Below are 523 nucleotides of genomic sequence, written 5' to 3'. Positions count from 1 at the left end.
TCGACATATGGGGCCTTACTGGGACAGCTCGGCGCGGCAGCTGAGAGGGGCGGGCGAGGAGTGCGCGACGTTGAGATAAACGACTGCGCAGACGAGCACGACCAGGGCTGCGATGTAATGGCGCTTCACAGATGGTTCCATTGGCTGGGCGCACGGCAGCAGGAAGAAATCCGTCGTGCGATTGTTGTTGAGTTCTTTCATAGGGCTCCGGGGTGCGCTTTTGGGGAAAATCGTGCCGGCACGTCGCCAGCACTTACAACATAATATTGCAATTTAGCGAGTTTACTGTAATTTTTTATTGCATCAAAAAATGTGAGAATTGGTGATAAATGCTTTTATCCAACATTGGCCTTTTTTGTAACTTCATTCCGCTATATACTGAAAAGCCGCCCGAGGAGACATGCATGCCAGTCCAGTTGCCGCTTTACCGTCACCCGACAATGACGGTTGTGATTGATGATGATCGTTCTTCACTGGCCGTACTGGATTTCCACCTCGAACAAAGCCTGGCAAAGACCACCTT

General features: G+C 50.9%; 1 protein-coding gene. It reads right to left on the bottom strand.

The window, feature by feature from the left end; all coding sequences use genetic code 11:
* Positions 1 to 15 precede the first annotated feature (15 nt).
* Positions 16 to 201: a hypothetical protein gene (locus F1735_RS34170; protein WP_166882699.1), complete on the bottom strand. Its 186-nt coding sequence runs from the start codon at positions 199 to 201 to the stop codon at positions 16 to 18.
* Positions 202 to 523: the final 322 nt, after the last annotated feature.

Origin of the sequence: Massilia genomosp. 1 (genome assembly GCF_011682185.1) — a bacterium.
In the GTDB taxonomy this organism is placed as follows: domain Bacteria; phylum Pseudomonadota; class Gammaproteobacteria; order Burkholderiales; family Burkholderiaceae_D; genus Telluria_A; species Telluria_A rubra.
This window is presented reverse-complemented; position numbering and strand designations above follow the sequence as displayed.

What these genes read in the sequence shown, in the direction of transcription:
- F1735_RS34170 (WP_166882699.1), bottom strand. Translation starts at nt 201, where the DNA reads ATGAAAGAACTCAACAACAATCGCACGACGGATTTCTTCCTGCTGCCG.